The sequence below is a fragment of the Terriglobia bacterium genome (assembly GCA_020072565.1).
Lineage (GTDB): Bacteria > Acidobacteriota > UBA6911 > UBA6911 > UBA6911 > JAFNAG01.
On sequence record JAIQGI010000078.1, the window covers coordinates 1 to 18,130 of the forward strand.

At 53.7% G+C, this 18,130-nt stretch carries 20 protein-coding genes; 9 read left to right on the forward strand and 11 right to left on the reverse strand.

The genetic code is table 11. The features are described 5' to 3' along the window. The 7 genes from LAP85_27345 to LAP85_27375 all read right to left on the reverse strand — a co-directional run. Positions 1–298: hypothetical protein (locus LAP85_27345; GenBank protein ID MBZ5500127.1), on the reverse strand; the 298-nt coding region annotated here is incomplete at its 3' end. 6 nt (positions 299–304) lie between these two features. Continuing rightward, positions 305–652, reverse strand: a complete 348-nt coding sequence (locus LAP85_27350) for a helix-turn-helix domain-containing protein (protein ID MBZ5500128.1) — start codon at positions 650–652, stop codon at positions 305–307. Positions 653–987: 335 nt separating this feature from the next. Then, positions 988–2,640, reverse strand: a complete 1,653-nt coding sequence (locus tag LAP85_27355) for a hypothetical protein (GenBank protein MBZ5500129.1) — start codon at positions 2,638–2,640, stop codon at positions 988–990. Between the two features lie 304 nt (positions 2,641–2,944). Then, positions 2,945–3,196, reverse strand: a complete 252-nt coding sequence (locus LAP85_27360; GenBank protein MBZ5500130.1) for a helix-turn-helix transcriptional regulator — start codon at positions 3,194–3,196, stop codon at positions 2,945–2,947. A 186-nt stretch (positions 3,197–3,382) separates the two neighbouring features. After that, the gene (locus tag LAP85_27365) at positions 3,383–4,111 is read right to left on the reverse strand and encodes a hypothetical protein (GenBank protein ID MBZ5500131.1); all 729 of its coding nucleotides are present in this window, start codon (positions 4,109–4,111) and stop codon (positions 3,383–3,385) included. A gap of 194 nt (positions 4,112–4,305) precedes the next feature. Then, positions 4,306–5,040 carry a hypothetical protein gene (locus LAP85_27370; protein MBZ5500132.1) on the reverse strand — a complete coding sequence of 245 codons (735 nt, stop codon included), beginning with the start codon at positions 5,038–5,040 and terminating at the stop codon, positions 4,306–4,308. Positions 5,041–5,457: 417 nt separating this feature from the next. Next, on the reverse strand, positions 5,458–5,661 hold the full coding sequence (locus LAP85_27375; GenBank protein MBZ5500133.1) for a DUF2158 domain-containing protein: 204 nt from the start codon (positions 5,659–5,661) through the stop codon (positions 5,458–5,460). A gap of 377 nt (positions 5,662–6,038) precedes the next feature. Here LAP85_27375 and LAP85_27380 point away from each other — a divergent pair, with 377 nt between their 5' ends. The 4 genes from LAP85_27380 to LAP85_27395 all read left to right on the forward strand — a co-directional run bounded on the left by LAP85_27380 (position 6,039) and on the right by LAP85_27395 (position 8,258). Beyond that, positions 6,039–6,632: a hypothetical protein gene (locus LAP85_27380; GenBank protein ID MBZ5500134.1), complete on the forward strand. Its 594-nt coding sequence runs from the start codon at positions 6,039–6,041 to the stop codon at positions 6,630–6,632. 50 nt (positions 6,633–6,682) lie between these two features. Beyond that, complete coding sequence (locus tag LAP85_27385) at positions 6,683–7,249, forward strand: hypothetical protein (protein ID MBZ5500135.1); 567 nt, start codon at positions 6,683–6,685, stop codon at positions 7,247–7,249. Positions 7,250–7,359: 110 nt separating this feature from the next. Next, positions 7,360–7,605 carry a hypothetical protein gene (locus LAP85_27390; GenBank protein ID MBZ5500136.1) on the forward strand — a complete coding sequence of 82 codons (246 nt, stop codon included), beginning with the start codon at positions 7,360–7,362 and terminating at the stop codon, positions 7,603–7,605. Further along, positions 7,599–8,258, forward strand: a complete 660-nt coding sequence (locus LAP85_27395; protein ID MBZ5500137.1) for a hypothetical protein — start codon at positions 7,599–7,601, stop codon at positions 8,256–8,258. Before LAP85_27390 ends, LAP85_27395 begins: the two co-directional genes overlap by 7 nt. A 436-nt stretch (positions 8,259–8,694) precedes the next feature. On the opposite strand, the gene LAP85_27400 is transcribed toward LAP85_27395, so the two are convergent. Both LAP85_27400 and LAP85_27405 read right to left on the reverse strand, forming a co-directional pair. Then, the gene (locus tag LAP85_27400; GenBank protein ID MBZ5500138.1) at positions 8,695–10,575 is read right to left on the reverse strand and encodes a tetratricopeptide repeat protein; all 1,881 of its coding nucleotides are present in this window, start codon (positions 10,573–10,575) and stop codon (positions 8,695–8,697) included. Positions 10,576–11,534: 959 nt separating this feature from the next. Continuing rightward, positions 11,535–12,386: a hypothetical protein gene (locus tag LAP85_27405; protein ID MBZ5500139.1), complete on the reverse strand. Its 852-nt coding sequence runs from the start codon at positions 12,384–12,386 to the stop codon at positions 11,535–11,537. Positions 12,387–12,525: 139 nt separating this feature from the next. Here LAP85_27405 and LAP85_27410 point away from each other — a divergent pair, with 139 nt between their 5' ends. The 5 genes from LAP85_27410 to LAP85_27430 all read left to right on the forward strand — a co-directional run bounded on the left by LAP85_27410 (position 12,526) and on the right by LAP85_27430 (position 16,279). Beyond that, entirely contained in the window at positions 12,526–12,870 is a 345-nt protein-coding gene (locus LAP85_27410; protein ID MBZ5500140.1) for a helix-turn-helix domain-containing protein, read from the forward strand. A gap of 655 nt (positions 12,871–13,525) precedes the next feature. After that, complete coding sequence (locus tag LAP85_27415) at positions 13,526–14,638, forward strand: type I restriction enzyme HsdR N-terminal domain-containing protein (GenBank protein ID MBZ5500141.1); 1,113 nt, start codon at positions 13,526–13,528, stop codon at positions 14,636–14,638. A gap of 77 nt (positions 14,639–14,715) precedes the next feature. Beyond that, positions 14,716–14,934, forward strand: coding sequence for a hypothetical protein (locus LAP85_27420; protein MBZ5500142.1), 219 nt, complete (start codon positions 14,716–14,718; stop codon positions 14,932–14,934). A 589-nt stretch (positions 14,935–15,523) separates the two neighbouring features. Further along, on the forward strand, positions 15,524–15,694 hold the full coding sequence (locus tag LAP85_27425) for an HNH endonuclease (protein ID MBZ5500143.1): 171 nt from the start codon (positions 15,524–15,526) through the stop codon (positions 15,692–15,694). A gap of 45 nt (positions 15,695–15,739) precedes the next feature. Then, positions 15,740–16,279, forward strand: coding sequence for a hypothetical protein (locus LAP85_27430; protein MBZ5500144.1), 540 nt, complete (start codon positions 15,740–15,742; stop codon positions 16,277–16,279). 363 nt (positions 16,280–16,642) lie between these two features. Here LAP85_27430 and LAP85_27435 read toward each other — a convergent pair whose 3' ends face one another. Together LAP85_27435 and LAP85_27440 are read right to left on the reverse strand one after the other, a co-directional pair. Further along, positions 16,643–17,449 carry a hypothetical protein gene (locus LAP85_27435; GenBank protein MBZ5500145.1) on the reverse strand — a complete coding sequence of 269 codons (807 nt, stop codon included), beginning with the start codon at positions 17,447–17,449 and terminating at the stop codon, positions 16,643–16,645. 498 nt (positions 17,450–17,947) lie between these two features. Beyond that, positions 17,948–18,130, reverse strand: a 183-nt coding sequence (locus tag LAP85_27440) for a hypothetical protein (protein MBZ5500146.1), incomplete at its 5' end; no start/stop codon positions are given.

Sequence of the window (18,130 nt, forward strand, 5' to 3'; positions counted from 1 at the left end):
CCCGCTCGCATCGGCGAAGGCGGATTTCAATTAAGCTGATCCGGCGAATGAGGACCTTCTGAGCCGTGGATACATCACCACCCAGGTCCGCTATAAGGTCGTTCTCCAAGTGGTCGCGCTCCCTTTCCTCCTCGGGACTTAGGCGAGGAGAGTAGGCGCCGTGCCTGAGACCCTTCTGGTTCCCGGGCGGTCCCCCGGCGCCGAACTTGCCTTTGGGCTTTGAAGGAGGAATTTCGTCCTCTTTCTGCTCTCCAGGCGCACCCGCTGGCTGACCCCTGTTTCCATCATCTTGTGTCATAAGCATTTAACCCTTGTGACCCACGATTAAGATGTTCTTTTCCTCGATTTCTTCCTCTTTCAGCGCCCTCTTTTTCGATGCCTGGAGCAGTCCACGAAGACCGCCGACCGGCGCCGGTGTTGATTCCCTGGTTTCGGCGTGAGCCTGCATCCAGGCATCCAGTTCACTGCGCCGATATCTCACGGCCTTATTGAGACGGTATCGCCTCAGCCCGGGCAATCCTTCGAGGGTGCGCACCGACACAGACAGGTAGGCCGCCGTTTCCCGCTTATCGAGATAGCGGTCACCGGCGAGGTAGACCAGCACCTCGCTCACGGGGACCACGCTCCGAAATAGGGCACCGTCAGATTTCATGGCGCTTCAAGCATCCTCATAAGGGGCTTGCGTTTCTTTAAATCGGACACCCGGACACTCCCCCTAAAGGGGGAGGAGTGTCTGTCCGGTGGTGTAAATACTGTCTGTCCGGACAAAGTGTCCGGTGCAATATCCTCATATTACCCAACGAGTTATGTGCAATATCCCTCAGACCACCGGACAGTGACCGGACAAAGTGTCCGCTGAGCGTTGACCGGACAAAGTGTCCGGTGCTGTAATTGATGGTTCTGCAATTAATTGGCGATTTTACCCCTCGGCAATCTAGGGATAAATTGACAAAGTGTCCGGTGAGTGTCCGGTGTTTCGTCCGGCTGTTAACTAACCCTTTGCGATAGCGCAACTTTCCCCCCTTCCAGCAATACAAACGTCCGGTTGTGTCTTTTGACTGTCTTGCGGATGGTGTCCGGCTTCGAATCGATCTCTTTCGCGAGGTCGTCGACGGTTACGGAACCGCCCTTGAGCAGGTAAACCATCCGTTCACGGATCGTCATCTTGTCTGCCAAGTCCGGGGTGTCGGCGGGATTCTCCCTGGTGAAATAAGTGCGGTCTGAAGTGAACTCGATTTTGAACCCGATTGGTGGAAGAAGGCGCCCGAGGTTTGCCTTGCGATTGAAGAAGCCAACGGATATCGTCTGGCCGTCGAGTAATGCATCGGCAAGTTTGACGAAGTAGGTGCAGCGGGCGCCGTTGTGCCAGAAGACGGACCCGAAGGGTTTTTGATCAGCTCCGTCTGCCTTGCTCACATGGGCGATATGAAGTGAACCCACGCCAATCTGACGGACGGCCCGGAAGTATCTGCCGGCTACCTCTGCGGCCTCCGGGGGCCCGTCACAGGCAAATGCAATGGAATCATACAGGGCGTAATCAATACCCTCGTCACGCACGATGCGCCGAAGCCGGTCAGCTTCGTAAACCAGGGGCCGCTCACATCGGGCGTAAGAGATCCTCGGCATTGCCTTGCCGAAGAGACGCTCCAGGCGGTCGCGGTGATCTTCGCCGGCCAGCTCCCAGTCGAAAAACGCAACCGAAAGACCCTGCTGCACCAGGCGGCCGGCCGTATACAACCCGTGGTAGGACTTGGCTGCGCCTCCGTCTCCGAATTCAATGGTCGGATGCCGGCGCGGCAGAACCAGGCCGTCAACATTGATTGCATCGTCCGCTGTCGGTCTCTCCAATTCGCGCAAGTCAACGGCCGGCTGCCCGGCGCGTTCCGCTCCCAAAACGCGCTGGCACAGCTCTTCGAGGTATCCCGACCAGTCCAATTCCTTCGTGTTGGATCGATCTGTCAGCAACTTGGCGCGCTCCGAACGGGCCCGGGCTGAAGATAGATTGAAGTCAGCGACGGACACAACGCCGTCATAGGTTCGCACTCCAGGCAGCTTGCAGCGAACGCACAACTCCCCGATTAGTTCGTTATGCTCGCGTCGCAGCCGATCCGCGTCAAAAATGATTTCGAGTTGCGGCAGGCTGAGTGTGTATCGATCTTCTGCGAGCTGTTCGAATTTGTGCGCCTGGGGCTCGGGCGAGATGCGTTGAATTTTCTGCAGGTCGCAGATCAGCTTTTCTCTCGCCGCATCCGGGTCCGTTCCGTTATCGCCCGCCTTCGCCAGCGCCGCTTTAATGACTTCCCGGGTCTTCCGCGCATCCGCGAATTTCCGAACCGTCTCGGCATACGCCGCCGCATTCGCGCCGCATCCGCCACTGTCGGTCAGACTGCAGACATATGCGGCCCCGCCGGCCTTGTCGAGTTCGCCCGCCGCGCTGAGTGCCGCAACAACCGTTCCGGGATCAACGACACCCTCAGCCTCAAAGAGGTTGAGAGCGGTACGAAAAATGATGCTGTGCGCTTGTGAGAGATCTCCAGACTCGATGATCGAAGCGGCTTTCTCCAGGCAGTCAGGCTCGCGCAGGATAGCGCAGAGCAGCGCCCGTTCCGCTTCAGGATTGAAAGGCTGCGCGCTGCTCATCGGCAGGCCGCCATTCTGTGGTCGATACGGATGACGTTCCGCATCCTTCGGATTAACTCTGACTTTTTGAAAAGGAGGCGTGCAATTGCCTTTTGATCGCCTCTGTGCTCTGCCCGGGCGATTGCTAAGGTGAGCATGTTTCCCATCGCCTGCAGGTGCTCATAACTATCAAACTCTTGACTTCGAGATAGGTTTTCGCGTATTTTCATTTTGCTGCCGTCCAAAGTTTGAGGCTTGCCGAGAATCGTCGCTTGGTAAGCCTCGTTTTATTTCCAGAGTTCTCCCCATGTCATGTACGTATTCTTCAGGCACGCGCCTCTATAAACATTTGCTGGTCACTTCGAAAGCCGCAGTCGGGCTTGGGGAAAATTGTGTCTGGCGAAACATTGAGCGCGCGACAAATCAACGCGACGTCAATATCGGTCGGTATCTGGAGGCCCCGCTCCAGTTGGCAGACCCATGCTTGCGATTTTCCGATCTTCTGCCCGAGCTCGCCTTGCGTCATTCCGCGAAAGACTCGCATGGCTCGAAGTTGTCGATTGACTAATGTTTTCATGCCGATAGTCTGGGGTGCGTAGATTTCCCGTACAAGATGGCCGGAATAGAAAAAGTCACCTACCTGAGAAATTCTTTAGTGTAGAGCTATTTGCGGGTAATTTTTCTTTGTGAAGAGAACCGATGGGTTACTTTGGGTGACTTTATCGGTTACTGTGGAGGTCACTTTACAGTGGAGATTTTCTTCCTATTTGTAGCTCTTCCAGTAGTCGTTGGGAACGGCATCCCACCATCCGTTTTTCTTTGCTTTCTCTCTAGTCTTATAGGCCCACTGCTTCACGCTCGGCGGTACCTTTTGGCCTTTGACCTTGTGACGGATCATCCCGGCGAGTTTCCCAAGATTTGTATTGCCGCTCTTCGCGTAAGAAACAACCACACAGGAGACTACTCCACCACAATTAGTCGGGTCAAACTTCTCATCTGGAGGCAGGTCGGATTCTCGCGACGATTCAAATACCATCATTGCCGCCGACTGCCGCAGGTAACGCGCGGCCCTCGCGGCGTCTTTCACCCAGGCTTTGTATTCCGCGCTTTGAACGAAGCGTTCCTGTTCTTCCTTCGTCAGTTGATTGACAAGCTCCCTACCATTCTTACCGAAGTCTTTTCCATCCCCACCCGACCGAAAATAATCGAATATTAAGTCTAGTAGGGCTGAGTGTTGGAGTTTATTGAACAAGCGGGTAGGCTGCATGATCTTTCGCACAAAGGTCCTGGCGTTCGAGGGGGTCTTGTCCCACTCAATATAAGTCTCTAACGCTTCGATGCAGTCCGGTTGTTTCAGTGTATCCCAGAGAAGCATGAATCGAACGAGTGACGGCGATTCTGCGATTTGCTCAAATTTGCCGGCGAGTCGCTGCATCCTCTCGGCCGCCGTTTGGGGGTCCAATACTGCTGGAGTTTCTTTCGGATGTTTCATTGCCACCTCCGCAAGTGGCCCGCTGGGGAGCCCGGCAAGGCGCCGCGGATGGCGCCCTGTCCCTCTAGAAGGTAACCGGGCAATCACTAGCCTATTCCATCACTACTCCCTTATTTCGTGGCGACTCAACAACGCACGGCAGCCGATGGGGGGCCGGGGTGCGGGGACGACGCTGGCGGCGCCACGGTCAGATTTTATTCCTTCAGGTTTTCATTCTTTAAAATGCCCAATTGCCCTAGTAGCAACCGACCAAGTCGCGACAACCTATATCCCATGACCCGCTGCTCGCCCGTATCCAAATCAAACCGCGGGGCTCTAGCTCCATGATCCATATCGTATCGAGGTTGTAAGAGTCCTAACCGCGCCAGATGCTCCAGATAGCTTTGCTGAAGCGTCGCGCCGTCGACCTTCTCTTGTGATGAACCAAAATTTGCTGTCACAGGTTCAAGCACGGCCGAATGTCTTGCACGGTACTCTTGCGCTTCAGCAGGGGTGTCATAATAATAGGAAGCAAGCCAGATCACTTCGATGTCATTGATCTCGCCCAGTATTCGCAGCAGGTGCTTCGACTCGACATAGGAAACATCCTGCTTTCTTAGGCTGTTAGCGATAAGCGTCGCGATTTGTTTCCTGCGTTCCTCCATAACCGATCGTGCTGCCTGTCTAAGGCCCTCTTCCATAAGATCTGTGAAGTTTTCGTCTTTGAGTTGTGCACTGACGAAGCCCTGCTCCACATGTTCAAGCCGTGACGCAAGGTGTTGCGCGAATCGTACAATGCGATCGATGCGTTGATTGGGTATCACGCTTCCTGCCAACTCAACAAGGACGGAGCCAATGAACGGAACGAAGCCCAAAGCCGCTTTGGCCGCCGTGGCGACGTAATCTGCGCTTTGGTTCGCAAGATCACTAGGCTTGACGCTTTCGTCCATTTCCGCTTACCTCGTACGCTAACCCGTACATGTAGCCGAGTTTCGTTTTGCTGTGAAATACCACCCGGGCGCCAGCGGTGGCCCCGAGAGGTCGTTTGAAGGCACTCGGGAAAGTGCCGTTCACCGTCGACCGGCCAGCCGGGCAAAATATAACCTAGTCCGTTCGGCGTCCAGGCGGATCAGACGGGATCCGCTTCCGCCAACACCGCTCTGTCTTTTCCCACACAACGGAATCATCTGTCAGTTTTCGGAACGCATGTAAAACGCCACGGTCTATGGCAAGATTGCCATTTTCGTTCTGATACACGAAGTCGCTGCCAAATTTCGCGGCAATGCGATAGACCGCCTCCTCCTGATACAAGCTCTCGACATGTTCGAGTTCTGCCGCCATCCATTCCGCTACTTCCCGAGCAGTCGTCATTTGAGGGCCGGGTCCTTTTCTTCGAACTTAACGAGACTGGCTTCGTCAAAACATCCTTCGTTGAGCTTGCTACCAACAAACCACTTGGAATGATAGCCGCGGTACTCTTCGAAACTGTCGACGGCCATTTTGGGTCCGCCGGATACGAGTTGCACTATCTCCCCGCGCTTGAACTTTTTGCCACCTTGATGACCCGCCATTGTTGAACTCCCCCGTGAAGGAACTGCGTCTTTCCATGCTGCAAACTTAGTTTTGGACTGCGCTCAATTATACGTCTTTTGGTTGCGCGGGGGTTGCATTTCGGCCAACTTTTTACGAACTTGTAGGAAATCTTACGAGGTGGAGGTCTAATAAGCTCAATGAAATCAATGTCGCGGGAACAATTCCCAAGCTGGACGTCGCGGGACCGGTCCATGTCTTGCCCTGTTTTCCAAGAGGCAACCCCTTCATGTTTTTGTTGAAATGACAGCACTTCGGCGCGATCATAGACCTGCTTCTTTCCAGACTCAGCATCAGAGCACTTGCATCAGAGTCTTCGGGAACAACAAGAGGAACCTGAGTACCAGAAGGGCTGCCTATGGCACTCAACCTTGTTCGGGGATTTCGCAGAATAGGATGGGTGGTCACGTTTCCTCTGGCAGCTTTCCTCGTTCTGGTTTTTTACGAGAACACAAAGGAGTTTTCTCCCTCCAATTACGAGGTCGCAAAACCCATAGATTACGATGCGCTGGCAAAGCAGGCGGGGGCAACATCCTCCACGCCAGGACCGTGGGAGAAGTATCGAAGCCAACCGAGCTGGTTTGAGCTAAATGCGCCCAATATGGTCGGACTGCCCGGCTTTGGGAAGGCTCTTTTCCAGCGAGAGGTTCCAAAAGATGTGGTGGAAAAGGTCATCAAAGACTTTGAAGCAAAGCAAAAACCGCCAGTACCCCCTCCCGGCAAGCTCGATTTCAGTGACCTAGAGAAGAAGGTTGCCGCTGCCGAGCCTAGCGACTGGATAACGGTAAACCCGACCGACCGCGAAAGAGAATCTTGGACGTTTACCGTTCACAAGCAAGTCAGCAAGCTCAGGCTGACTGGGCTGATCCTCGGATCTATTTTGATCTGGGCTCTCATCATTCAGGGCTCCATCTCAATTCTCGCTTGGATTTTCAGGGGATTCAAAGGATGACATGGTGCGCCGTCGCCCCGTGACACAGGTACAAATGGCTCGAGGTGCTTATGGATAATCTTCAGAGTGAAGGCAAGCCGCTGAGGTGGAAGAGAGTTTTGCCTTGGGGGTTCTCCATCGGCTTGGGTGTGGCGGTGGGTGTCATGTCGATTATCGGCGGGTATCTCTGGTACGCATCCCCTCCCAATCCTGATAACAAATCACAAATCACAACCGCATTTCAGCTTCCCACGGCCACAGAAGTTTTTCATCTCCGCTCCGAATGTGCCTCGCTGGGTGAGAAGATTCTCGAAAACAATCATGTGGGTTCCGCTCTCACACAATCTCAGACATCCCATTACGACCCACAGACAAATCGCTGTTATGTGGAGTTAACCGTACAAACTGCTGACCTTGTCACACCAGTGGGGGATTGGCTCAACCACCGTTACTTATATGACGGGCAAACGGGGGAGTTGCTAGCCGTCGCCAATATGAAGGGGACACCTGGTCAAGGCGAAAAAAGGGAAACGAGCGGCATGGTGTTTGTGCCAATTGCTAAGAAAAGTGACATGACCGGCTTCGAGGGAGCCTCTTTGTTCATTGACAGCATGATGGCTGACGATCGAAAGCGATGAGAACAAAGCCAATGAAAACAGCAATCATGCTCATGGTGGTAGCTTTGGAGTTTTGTGGCATCGTGTCGGTGAACCCAAATTGAAGGTGGGGGACGAGGGTTGAGGAGCATGTGAACGACGCCGAGAAAGCCACGATTGAAGCGCTCCGAATACAGCTCGGGAACCTCGAGGAGACGATCGCGGACCTGCTCCACATCGCCCTGGCGCGGCCGGCGGGCGAGCTCAGGGACCAGCTGGTTGACAAAATCAGCTGCCTGGACTCGATAGCGGACGTCTTGCGGCAGGCTCTCGACGCGATTGCTCCTCCCTTAAGAGCAAACCTCCCCTCTGATCCTCGGAGCCCACAAAAATGCTGACCATACGCTGGCGTGCACTCTGGCCTACCTTGCTTCGTGCCTGGCCGGTCGGGCTGGCCTTGGGTGCAATAATCATTGTGATCATAGTCTTCGATTTGCTGGAGGCATCCCTGTCCGATGCCCTGCGTTTCACAGGGACAGCGCTCCAGATTTTGGGATTAACGACTGTTGCGAAGGGCCTGTATGACGTGCGATGCTCCTTTGGGCGGCCCCCACTCGGCAAAACACTTGTGGGCTGGGCTGGGGCGCTGGCGAATGTATTTAGGCATCCGAAACCTATTACCGCAGAGATGGCCGAAAGTTTCAGCTTCACATTAAGCCTGGAAGGAAGACTTAAAGCCGGGACCGGACCTGACGCGACAACAGAGGTGCGCCTTTCGGCCTTGGAAAAGAATTTAGAGGCCATGCAAAGGGAAATGGATGAGAAATTTCAATCCCATCAAAAGCGGATCACCGAGGTCCAAACCAACGTGAACAAAGAAAGCCAGGAAAGGCAGGCGAAAGATGCTGAGGTTTCTCGCTTGATTGAGGATATTGGAGTTGGCGGACTTCGCCTCGAGGTCGTCGGACTGGCATGGCTATTTGTGGGGGTGATTTTCACAAGCATCCCGGGTGAAGTGGCTTGGCTCCTCGCTCGAGTAGGGATCCGCTAATTAGCCGCTAACTGGCCACCCCGGTGCGATTCCTTCGCAGCCACACCATCCTGTTGGCCGTCCATCGTCCCACCGCATGCTGCCGAATTGTGAGGAAGCAGGAGAGCTGTTTGAGGGACCAGAACAAGAAGCGGAGGATTCCGGCCGAGAGGACAAGCTTGAGCGCCTGACGGATTGCCCCCGACACCCATCGCGAATGGCGCAACGTCGAATTTATGCATCGGCACTGGCACGGGGAGGCAAGCGGGACCCACGGGGATTTCGCATAAGCAAGAAGGCGGATCCGAGTAACTGAAACTCATATCCCGGGCCAGTTACTGCGAGAGGCAAGCAAGGTGGTCGAGGTCCTATCTCCAGTAAGCATCTCGTGTCCGTGCTCTTGCCGACGACGCAGCCCACCGGTGGACAGCACTTCCATGGGCGAGGCTCTCCATCCTTATCTGCACAGACCTCGGTACAGGATCTCCCCAATGGTATCGGGCGCGATCGGGTTCCACCGTTGTTCGCCGGATGATTTCAGCAGATTGCCACGTGCGTCGTAGAACATTACAGCCGTCGACCTGAGCCTCCTTCCTGCACAGTCACACTCATAATTCTGCTGATTATAGGCGCCCGACTTGAGACTGACCTCTTTCAGCCAAACCGAGGTGCTCTTATCACCCTGAACGCCAAGCGTCTCAGTGTCGACAAAAAACTCCGTATCCACGGTCTTTATGAATGTGCGCCATCTATCTATCGGCCAACCAGTGCAGGCATGATGTGCCCGCGAGTATTCACTGATGGCGTCCCTAAACCGCCCATGGGCAAGATATGCATCCCCGCGATTCACGTACAGCTCCGCCACAATAAACTCGTCATACGGTTTAGCCTTCTTGGCATAGTTGTCCGCGAAATCCGCTGGGCTCATATTCGGATAATACTTTTTCCGCAGGCCTTCAATGAGATCTTCATCCACGATATTACTGAATTCAGGATACATCGTCCGAATCTGCGGCAGACTCATTAGTAGTACCAGACTTCGTAATGACTCACCGATTGCCCTGCCATAGTCAGCTATCGCCTTTTCGAAGTCCCCAACCTTTGCATAAGCGGCAGCACGGCTTGCATAAGAATTGCCGAGCGTGCTGCCCAGTGCAGTCGTGCCCTTCGAAGTCTTCAGCTCAATAGCCTTGGAAAAATCTCTTATTGCCCCGTAGTAGTCGTTGGTGAATGTCTTCGACAATCCCCGGTCATTGTAGGCCGCTGGGTTCTGCGGCTCAAGTTCGAGGACCCTATCGTAGTAAGGAATGGCCTCTGAATAGCGCTTTAGGGTGAAAAGCGACTGGGCGATTTCGGCATGCGCATCCGCAAAATCCGGATTTAGTGCTGCCGCTTCTCTAAAATAGCCCAGTGCAAGGTTATTAGTTCGCTCCTTGAATCCACCCTTTTCACCAGTTATATCCGAGATATCGGACCCTGCTGCCTGAGTCAGAAATGTCTTCTTTTGGGTAATCATGCCCAGGAAATATTTAACTATGAAGGACTTGGGATTACGTCGAGATGCCTCCTTTAGATCTTCAAGTGCCGGATCGTAATACTTCTCGTCAAAAGTCGTGAAGCCTGCGTAGAAGAGGCCACGAACAAGGTAGGCACGATGATCATCAGGAAATCGTGCGATGAATGCATCGAAATCCGCCTTCCTGAGAGCAGTCGGATTCGAGCTCTCTTCGGGCTTGACGCCGCCGTTGTTGAACACACTGGTCGCATTGCTCGGCTTGATCGTAATTGCCTTCTCCAAATCGTTGATAGCATCAGGCGAGTGCCCCGCAAGCAGGTGCACCTTAGCTCTCAGTACGTACATGTCATTGGTTGAATCATAGGCGCTTGCATATTTGCCTAATGAATGGAGTTGGATTGCTCTGTCGATGTCAGACAGCATCCTCTCGTAGTCGTGCTCACCGGCAGATATCGCGAATGTTGCACGGATAAGGTAAGCGTCCGGGTATGCAGGGTACGCAGTGACGATCTTTGTCAGTGCTGTGATTGCCTTCTTGACGTCCTCAACCTTCTTTCCGTCACCGAACAACTGAATTATGGGCGTCATTTCTTCGGCAATGCGCTTTTCTGTTGGTGTGGCCGCATATACAGTGTTAGTCGCAGCAGCGAATTCCGACAGTCCTACGCTTTCTATCAGAGCAGCTTGCCGTGCAGTAGGAGCAGGATTGCTTGCAGCGGGAGTCTGTGGAGGATTGAGGGTGCGCACTGAGACAATGAATAGAAGAACGAGAACTGCCAATCCCAGGAGTGCCATTGAACCGCGGACGATTGAGGTGTGCATGCAAATAACCTCCCGCTGGGCGCTGGTATTTGGTGCCGAATGAATATTCAAATTCTATCATGATCTGGGGCACGCAGTCACCTACCTTAATCGCTGCAACTGAATTCCATCAGCGATGTGAGCAAATTTGTGGAATCCTGGTCGTGACTCAGATCCCCCATGCTCTCAAGCAGAAGTGCCGAGAGTTCGGGGTAGAGACAGTCAAGGTTTGCTCCAGTAGATATCGTCTCAGCAGCGCCTGCCGCTTGGGTGCGCCCAGGGTGCAGGTGCGTTCAGTTTTGCGGGAAAGCGTCCGTACCCTGCGCTCCCAAGTCCTGTAAATTCAATGTCTGCAATATCTTCTGGGGACTGTCACGCCGGAGGTCGCGAGTTCGATCCTCGCCAGCTCCACCAAATATTTCAATAAGTTACAGCTACAGGAAATTCCATAAAATCAGCAATTATTGATTTTGGTTCCATATTGGTTCCACCTTGCATGTTTTCGGTCCTGTTTCTAACACCGCCGCCAGGCCCTACTCCGCTTTTCTAGATGCTTGAATTCGGGCTCACCGCGCTTGCTCCGCAATTTGAACATGGCCAAGCTAAAGAGGATTGCCATGCCGCCGTCCAATACCTGCCAATAAAGTCGCGGCAGTGTAATCGGAGCCAGTGGGTTGAACAGGATGGCAATTCCGAGCATGATCCAGAACCAAGGGCTATTCTTTATCATGCTGGCCCGCAAGGTCAAATAGATGGCGCTTGCACAGACCACCAACCGCAGGAGGGTGTAGAAACCGTGGGGCCACGTTGCCAGGGTGGCTAAGAGTAGGACAATGATTGAGGTGAAGGTGGGCACCTTGGTCGGTTTGCTTTGCATTATAAGTGTTTGGATCGAGCGAGCAGCATTGATCAAGCCCAGGATGGACTTGTGACCGTTTCCATTGGAGCCCTTTTGAGAACCCTGAGGCATATTTAGCATGTCAGCGGAACAGCTTGGTTAATGCGTAATGGATGCCATAAATGCCAGTCTGCAACAGAGCGGCCAGCAATGGCAAACCACATCCGAATTTGAGCACTGCAACGCCACTGTGGGTTGTGGCGGAGTCCAGGCCCGAGAGTATCAGATAGGCTCGCGCCAGCCCGTTTTTCGTAATGGATAACGTAGCAAGAATCCCGGCCTGCAATATCAGTGCGACTAGGCTGAATCCCGCATATAATCTCAAGGCATACAAAAATGCCCATGCTGATTGAAGGGCAATGACGTTCAGGGCGAAGGGAATCCAAAGGTAATGGAACCACCTAATTCCGAAAAGCGTCCGAGGTCTTGAGTCGAAATGAAGCCCAAGCTCTTGCCCAATTGAAGAGCCTCTGATTCCGGCTTTAAAAGCGAAGAATGGGGTTGAGAGGCAGAGTGCTATTGCGAGAATGGAATTTTGAAGGGAAATATTATATGAATAGACCGGCTTCCCCAACAATCCCCCAAAGCCTATGGCTCCCCAGAGGAGTGATGCGGGTAGGGTTGCACAAATTGCCGCCAACGCCCCCTTTTCTCTGGCGACAACTCCTGCGAGAAATCCACCCCAGGCGATTGCCAGTATCGACGCAATACCCCGCAACAGCCAATGCCCACCCCAAAAGAACAGAAATGGACCCCATGTTTCCTCAGCGTTCTCATTGTCAAAAACCCTAACAGCACCATCATAAAGAGCACTCGACAAGAAGAAACCTGCAAGAAGCCCTACAATGACAGCGCCGGTCATCCGCCACTTGCCAGGGCGGTCAGCTTCAGCTGATGAGATATTGTGAGGGACTATCTCAGACTCCTGCCACATTTTGTCCGCCTCCTGTAAGAGAAGGCCTACTGTTACCCAGACTACTACTCTTGGTCTTCTGAATCCATCTCAATGTAAGGCTCATCGTCTGCGGTGTCGCCGATCCCTTGAGACTATTGGTACTGCATCGGAGGCGACGATGCAGAAGATGCGTATTGAGCTGGGCAAGCGGATCCGCGAACTGAGAAAGGCGCACGAATGGTCCCAGGAGGAACTTGGCGAACGCGCGGATCTCCATCCGACCGACGGCGGCGGGATCGAGCGGGGCGAAAGAAACGTTTCCTTCGATAACCTCTGCAGCTTGGCCGGCGCCTTCAACCTGACCCTCGCTCAGTTTTTCGACTTCCCCAAAACTGGCCAGAGAAAGCGAGATCTGCTGAGGGCGCAACTGATTGGCCTCATGCGAGACCAATCCGAGGCAGACCTTGAGCTGTTCCTCAGCATCGCCGATGCCGTTGACCGGTGGAAGTTACGGGACAATTAATCCTGTGTCCCCCTTTGCACGACAGCCAGAGACGCAGCTTCGGGGTGTGATGTTCCACAAGTGACCAAGCCCGTGGCGCAAATTAAGGCCCCCTCGGGATATACCGCCACGGTTGAGCGTCAAAACTTAGCAAATGTAAGCATTCTGGCCGCGCAGTTCCTTCCTCTTTGGGTGTATGATGGCGGCATCCTAGCATTTTGCCGAGAGTCGACAGAGAAACGCTCGACTAAGAGGGAGGGCCAATGGCTCTCAACTTCATTCGGGGATTTCGCAGGATCGGATGGGTAGTCGCCATTCCTGTAGCGCCCCTGATCGTGGGCAATGCATGAAATTTCCAGACTTCCTCAAAACATGTGTTAAGCACTTCGTCTTACCCGTACTTGCGCTTGTTTTTTACTTTGAGGTGCTGAGGAACGATTGGCACCTCCCGAATGGCAGGGCGCAGGTAATCGGGGGATCATGGGCGCGCTGGTGATGGCCCGCTGCATATGGATTGATAGTGGTAGGAGAATCAGGTGAGCCTTCCAACTCGTCACATGGGGTCGTTGGATCTGTCGTTATTCCGGCGATGATCATTCAAGGCATGACCCGCGTTGATGCTGGGAAGGGTTGGGATCTACTCTCAAGCGGGACAAGAACCGCAGGAGGTACCAAGGTGACTGAGAAGCAGATTCAGGCGCTCGCGGCAAGAATCTCAGAATTGAGAGACAGGATAGCACGTGTCCGCAAAAAGAATGAACCCATTGGAGAGGAGGACACGAAAAGGGTGTTTGTGAATCCCTTACTGCAAACCCTTGGGTGGGACATACAGGACCTCGATGAAGTCAGGAACCAATATCGGCATCGCTCGCAAGACAATCCCGTGGACTACGCCCTATTCACGCTACGGACACCGTGTCTTTTTGTGGAGGCCAAACCCCTTAGCGCCAGTCTTGATGACCGGAAGTGGACAAGCCAAACTATTGGGTACGCCGCAACCGCCGGCGTCGAGTGGTGCGTGCTCACCAATGGGGATGAATACCGACTCTATAACGCTCACGCGCCAGTTGACGCTGACGAGAAGCTCTTCCGCAAAGTGCGGTTATCAGACGAGGCCCCGGATGCGGTGACCACGGAAACTCTTGACCTCCTTTCCAAAAGCAAAATGGAGGAGAAAGAGCTGAACGTACTATGGAAAGCGCACTTCGTTGACCGTCAAGTGAAAGCGGTCCTGGAGATGATCATCCACACCCCAGATCCCAGCCTGGTGCGATTGCTAAACAAGAAAACCTCAGGGCTCACTCGGGGCGATATACAACATTCGCTGAAGAGGGCGGAATTTCAGGTGGGTTTTCCAATAAGCCCAAGCTCAGCCCTGCAAACAGAGGCACAGGACAGGGCGAGGAGGAAGCCACAGCCTTCGAAAAGCCGAGATGGGAAAAAGGGCGACGGACAAAAGAAGGGACACAACACATTCGACTGTACGCTCAAGGACCTAATTGATGCAGGACTCATAAGCCCACCCTTTGAACTTGAGGCGAAATGGAGGAAACAACGCTTTGCAGCTACGGTGGAGAAGGACGGCACCGTTACCTTTCAAGGCAAACAGTATTCCTCGCTCTCCGTTTCGGGAGGTATGGCACGGAATATAGCAAGCGGACCGCCGAAGGATGGACGCCCTTATTACCAGACCAACGGGTGGACCTTCTGGAAGTGCCACGACAAAAACACCGGGAAGCCGGAGATCATAGACCTCCTCCGCCAACGATACCTTAAAATTGGGAATTGAAGATCCGACAGAACCCGATGCGTCGTCAGTGTGCACACAAATATCTACGTCCCTCTCCGAATCGCGGAGCGCAATAAATGACGATGGAACCCGCTGCTTTCATGGAGGCACTGCACAAATGCCACGACAACCTAAGGCAGGCAATTGCTGACCTCCACTTCCTGACAGTCGCGGCGCCCCATGATGCCCAATGGGATCAGGTGAGGGATGAGGTGAGCGTGCTGGATTCAATAGCGGACGTAATGAGGCAGGTGCTGGATGCGCGGTCGGGATCTGCGAGTGCGGATGGAGGATAGGCCGCAAAGGTCTGGCGCCATCGAGACAGAGGCTTTGATGACGGGAAGAATCGACATTCGCTCAGGAGCGTTTAATTGGATCAGGGAAGATTTCCCTACCCCCTTCCTTGTCCACAGCTGAGTAATGGAATGAAGGCATTCAGTATCGCAGCTTGAATAATTCGATAACCTTCTCGCTTTCTTGTCGCTTTTGGTGGTCTATAGGTAGTAGGATTTTAAATTATGTTGGTTTTTCCTCCGGACGCCGCAAGGTTCCCCCCGCCCGGATAACGGAGGCGATATGCATCGCAAGATCCTGAAACACGTTTTTATTCTTCTTTTCTGCTCTTTCCTCATAACCACGGCCTTCCCCGCCAAGCGCGCCTTGTCGAGCCAAAAATCCTCGACCTCTGCCTCCAAGAAAACCGTTAACGTGAAAAGCTATACCAGGAAAGATGGAACGATAGTCAAAGCACACACCCGCAACCTCCCTGGCACGACCGCGTCCAAAAGCAAGACCTCCAATCCAACTACAAAAGCAAAAACAGTTGCAGCGCCGCGTTCGAGCAAAGGCAAAATCCAACGGAGCGAATCGGCTAAGAGCGCCTTCATGCGGTCGCATCCGTGTCCGGCAACGGGCAAGACTTCTGGTTCTTGCAAGGGATATGTCATTGATCACATTGTGCCACTAGCAAAGGGAGGTGCGGACGCTCCGAGTAATATGCAGTGGCAGACGACGGCAGAGGCAAAGGCAAAGGACAAGTGGGAGAGGAAGAAGTAGGCTTCGAGCAAAATGCTGCACTAAAACCAGGATCTTGGAGGCAACATGAAGCTCCAATATTTTCCATTGATACTGCTCGTTTTGATTTCCGCAGCATGTTTTAGGCCGAAGGAAACGACTGGAGCGCAAGTTGACCATGCGAAATTCGAGCCTGTTTATCGCGCCGCCAAAAGCATTCAGGCTGCTATCAGCGTCGGTTTGAATTATCAAAAGATGGGAGAATTGCTCCAGAATTTTGCAACGGAGATTTTGATCGCAAAGGACAAAGCCGAATCTGACATGGAGCGGCTGCTCGTTGCCCGCTATGGAGAAGCGCTGCCTATTTTTAAGGACAGCCTGGCTTTGTGGAACGAGCAGATTGACAGCTCAAAATATGAATGGCTCAAGGGCTACCTTGTCTGTGAGGGTGACGTGGCTGTAATTGCGGGCAAGTACAAGCTACAGAAAGAAGAAAAGGATCTAGCAGGGGTCGGCAGAAAGCTGCCCGTGATTCCCGTCAGTTCAGTACAGGCTTTGTGGCTCCAGGCCGATCTCAAACTGCAAGAAGGTAACAAAATCTACAATGCAAAGATCGGTCAGAAATAGCAATCTGCAATGATTTGCGCCCGGCAGACGGTTTGTAGCGCATCTAACGCCATCTAACAAGCTTGGCAAAACTGCCCGACCAAAATCAAAAATCAGCAAAGCTCAGCCAAAATCGGAACTGGGGCCTTCCAGGCCGAAGATCGCTGATATTCCAAGGCAACAAGGTCTGGCGTGAAATGGGACACCTAGGTGAAAATGGGCGGGACAGCTTGTTGGGTGCGCCCAGGGTGCAAGGTGCGTCCTATTCTGCCGGAAAACGTCCGCACCCTGCGCTAGTAAGTCCAGTAAATTCAATGCCTGCAACAACTGGACAGACTCCACGGATCTGGGGACACTTACAACTTAGTTATTGCCGAGTCGCCCCTACCGCCAGATCCAAGGGATGGGAAACCACCCCCGCCGAGACGGGGTTGTCCGCTTCTGCGGCGGAGTGGGTCGGACGGCGGGAGTACGGGTAGCGCTGTTCAGCTCTGCTTGGCTGAAAATCACCTCGCCGTAAGCAAAGCGCATCGGCTGCCTCAGCTCGAGATCAAGCTGCGTGCCGGGCTGCAGAACCAGATCCCGGTCCCGACTGAGGAGAACAATCGCCAATCCTGCAGCAGCACCGGCGCCGGCGCCAATCCCAATGCTTGATGCATCACGTGAAGCCAATCCTCCAATGATGGCACCCTCGCCCGCAGTGCCCACAACGGTACCTACATCGGCGCCTTTATTGCTGGTTCCACCTTGTTCCACCGACTCCGTATTGCGATCGATCTTCTCTGCGCCCGGGCCATGAATGCCATGGAAGGCAGCTACCAGAGAACGTTCGACTCCGTTGGGCAACAGCACCGAATCGAATCTGACCGCGATCTTGCCTTTACCCTTGATTTTTCCCGGCTTGTACACCTCGGTAACCGTGCCCCGGACGATGGAGCCGCGGGGAATCACCAGGCGCTGCTGTATCCATATGGGATAGGCCGTGTCGGCGTAAAAAACGTCGCCCACCTGGGTGTTTTTCGTATTCAGGTAGGTGTTGAGAGTCACCGGCAGAACGGTTCCGGCCGGAATCACAAGCTCAGGGTCCTGAACCGGTTTCTGGACGGCCTCCTGTGCCGGAAGCGGCAGAGCCAGAATCCCAGCTAACGCCAACAGCCAAAAGCACTTGGAAAGGGTTGTCACACTTTTCATATCCTTATCCTCGCGAGGCTCATTTGTTTCCACCATACTCTTTCCAAAGGAAAGAATCCAGCCTCCTGTATGAAGATGCAGACCGCTGTGCAAAGGTTCAAAAGGGCAGAAAACATCGGTACTGCAATCGGAACTCCTGATCCGCACTAGCCAATAGCGATTGCGATACCGATACCGACGTTCGGACATGGGAAACGGGGACTGACGACGCCAACTTTCGGATCGCACGTGAGATCCGTCGTTCTGAAGGCCACAGATGGCGCTTGCACCCAAATAACAGCCCCGAATTTCGATTTTAAGAGGAATGTCCTGGCTCGAGGAGAAATGCCACGATCGTTGATCGCCTGCGTGGCGGCGCGATGCGCAATGTCGCCCATATGCATCCAGACATTGATTGTAATCCTGAGCTGATGCGCTGCGTCAGGCTATGCCTGCACAGTCGGTGGCAGGGTTCCGTGCGGTTTGAACCAGCCCCTAAGCCCAAGAAAACGGCCTGATTTATTGGCGCCAAGCCTGTCTGATGGCCCCCTCAGCCCCGATCTTCTTCGGCGCTCGGCAAGAGTAGTCCACTACCGCTTTGCAGAAGTGATCCAGATTGAGAATGGTGTTTAGAGAAGACAGTCGGGAGATGGACTCAATATCATCCACGCCGAAGGCGTGAAGGGGGTTGTGGGGGGAAGT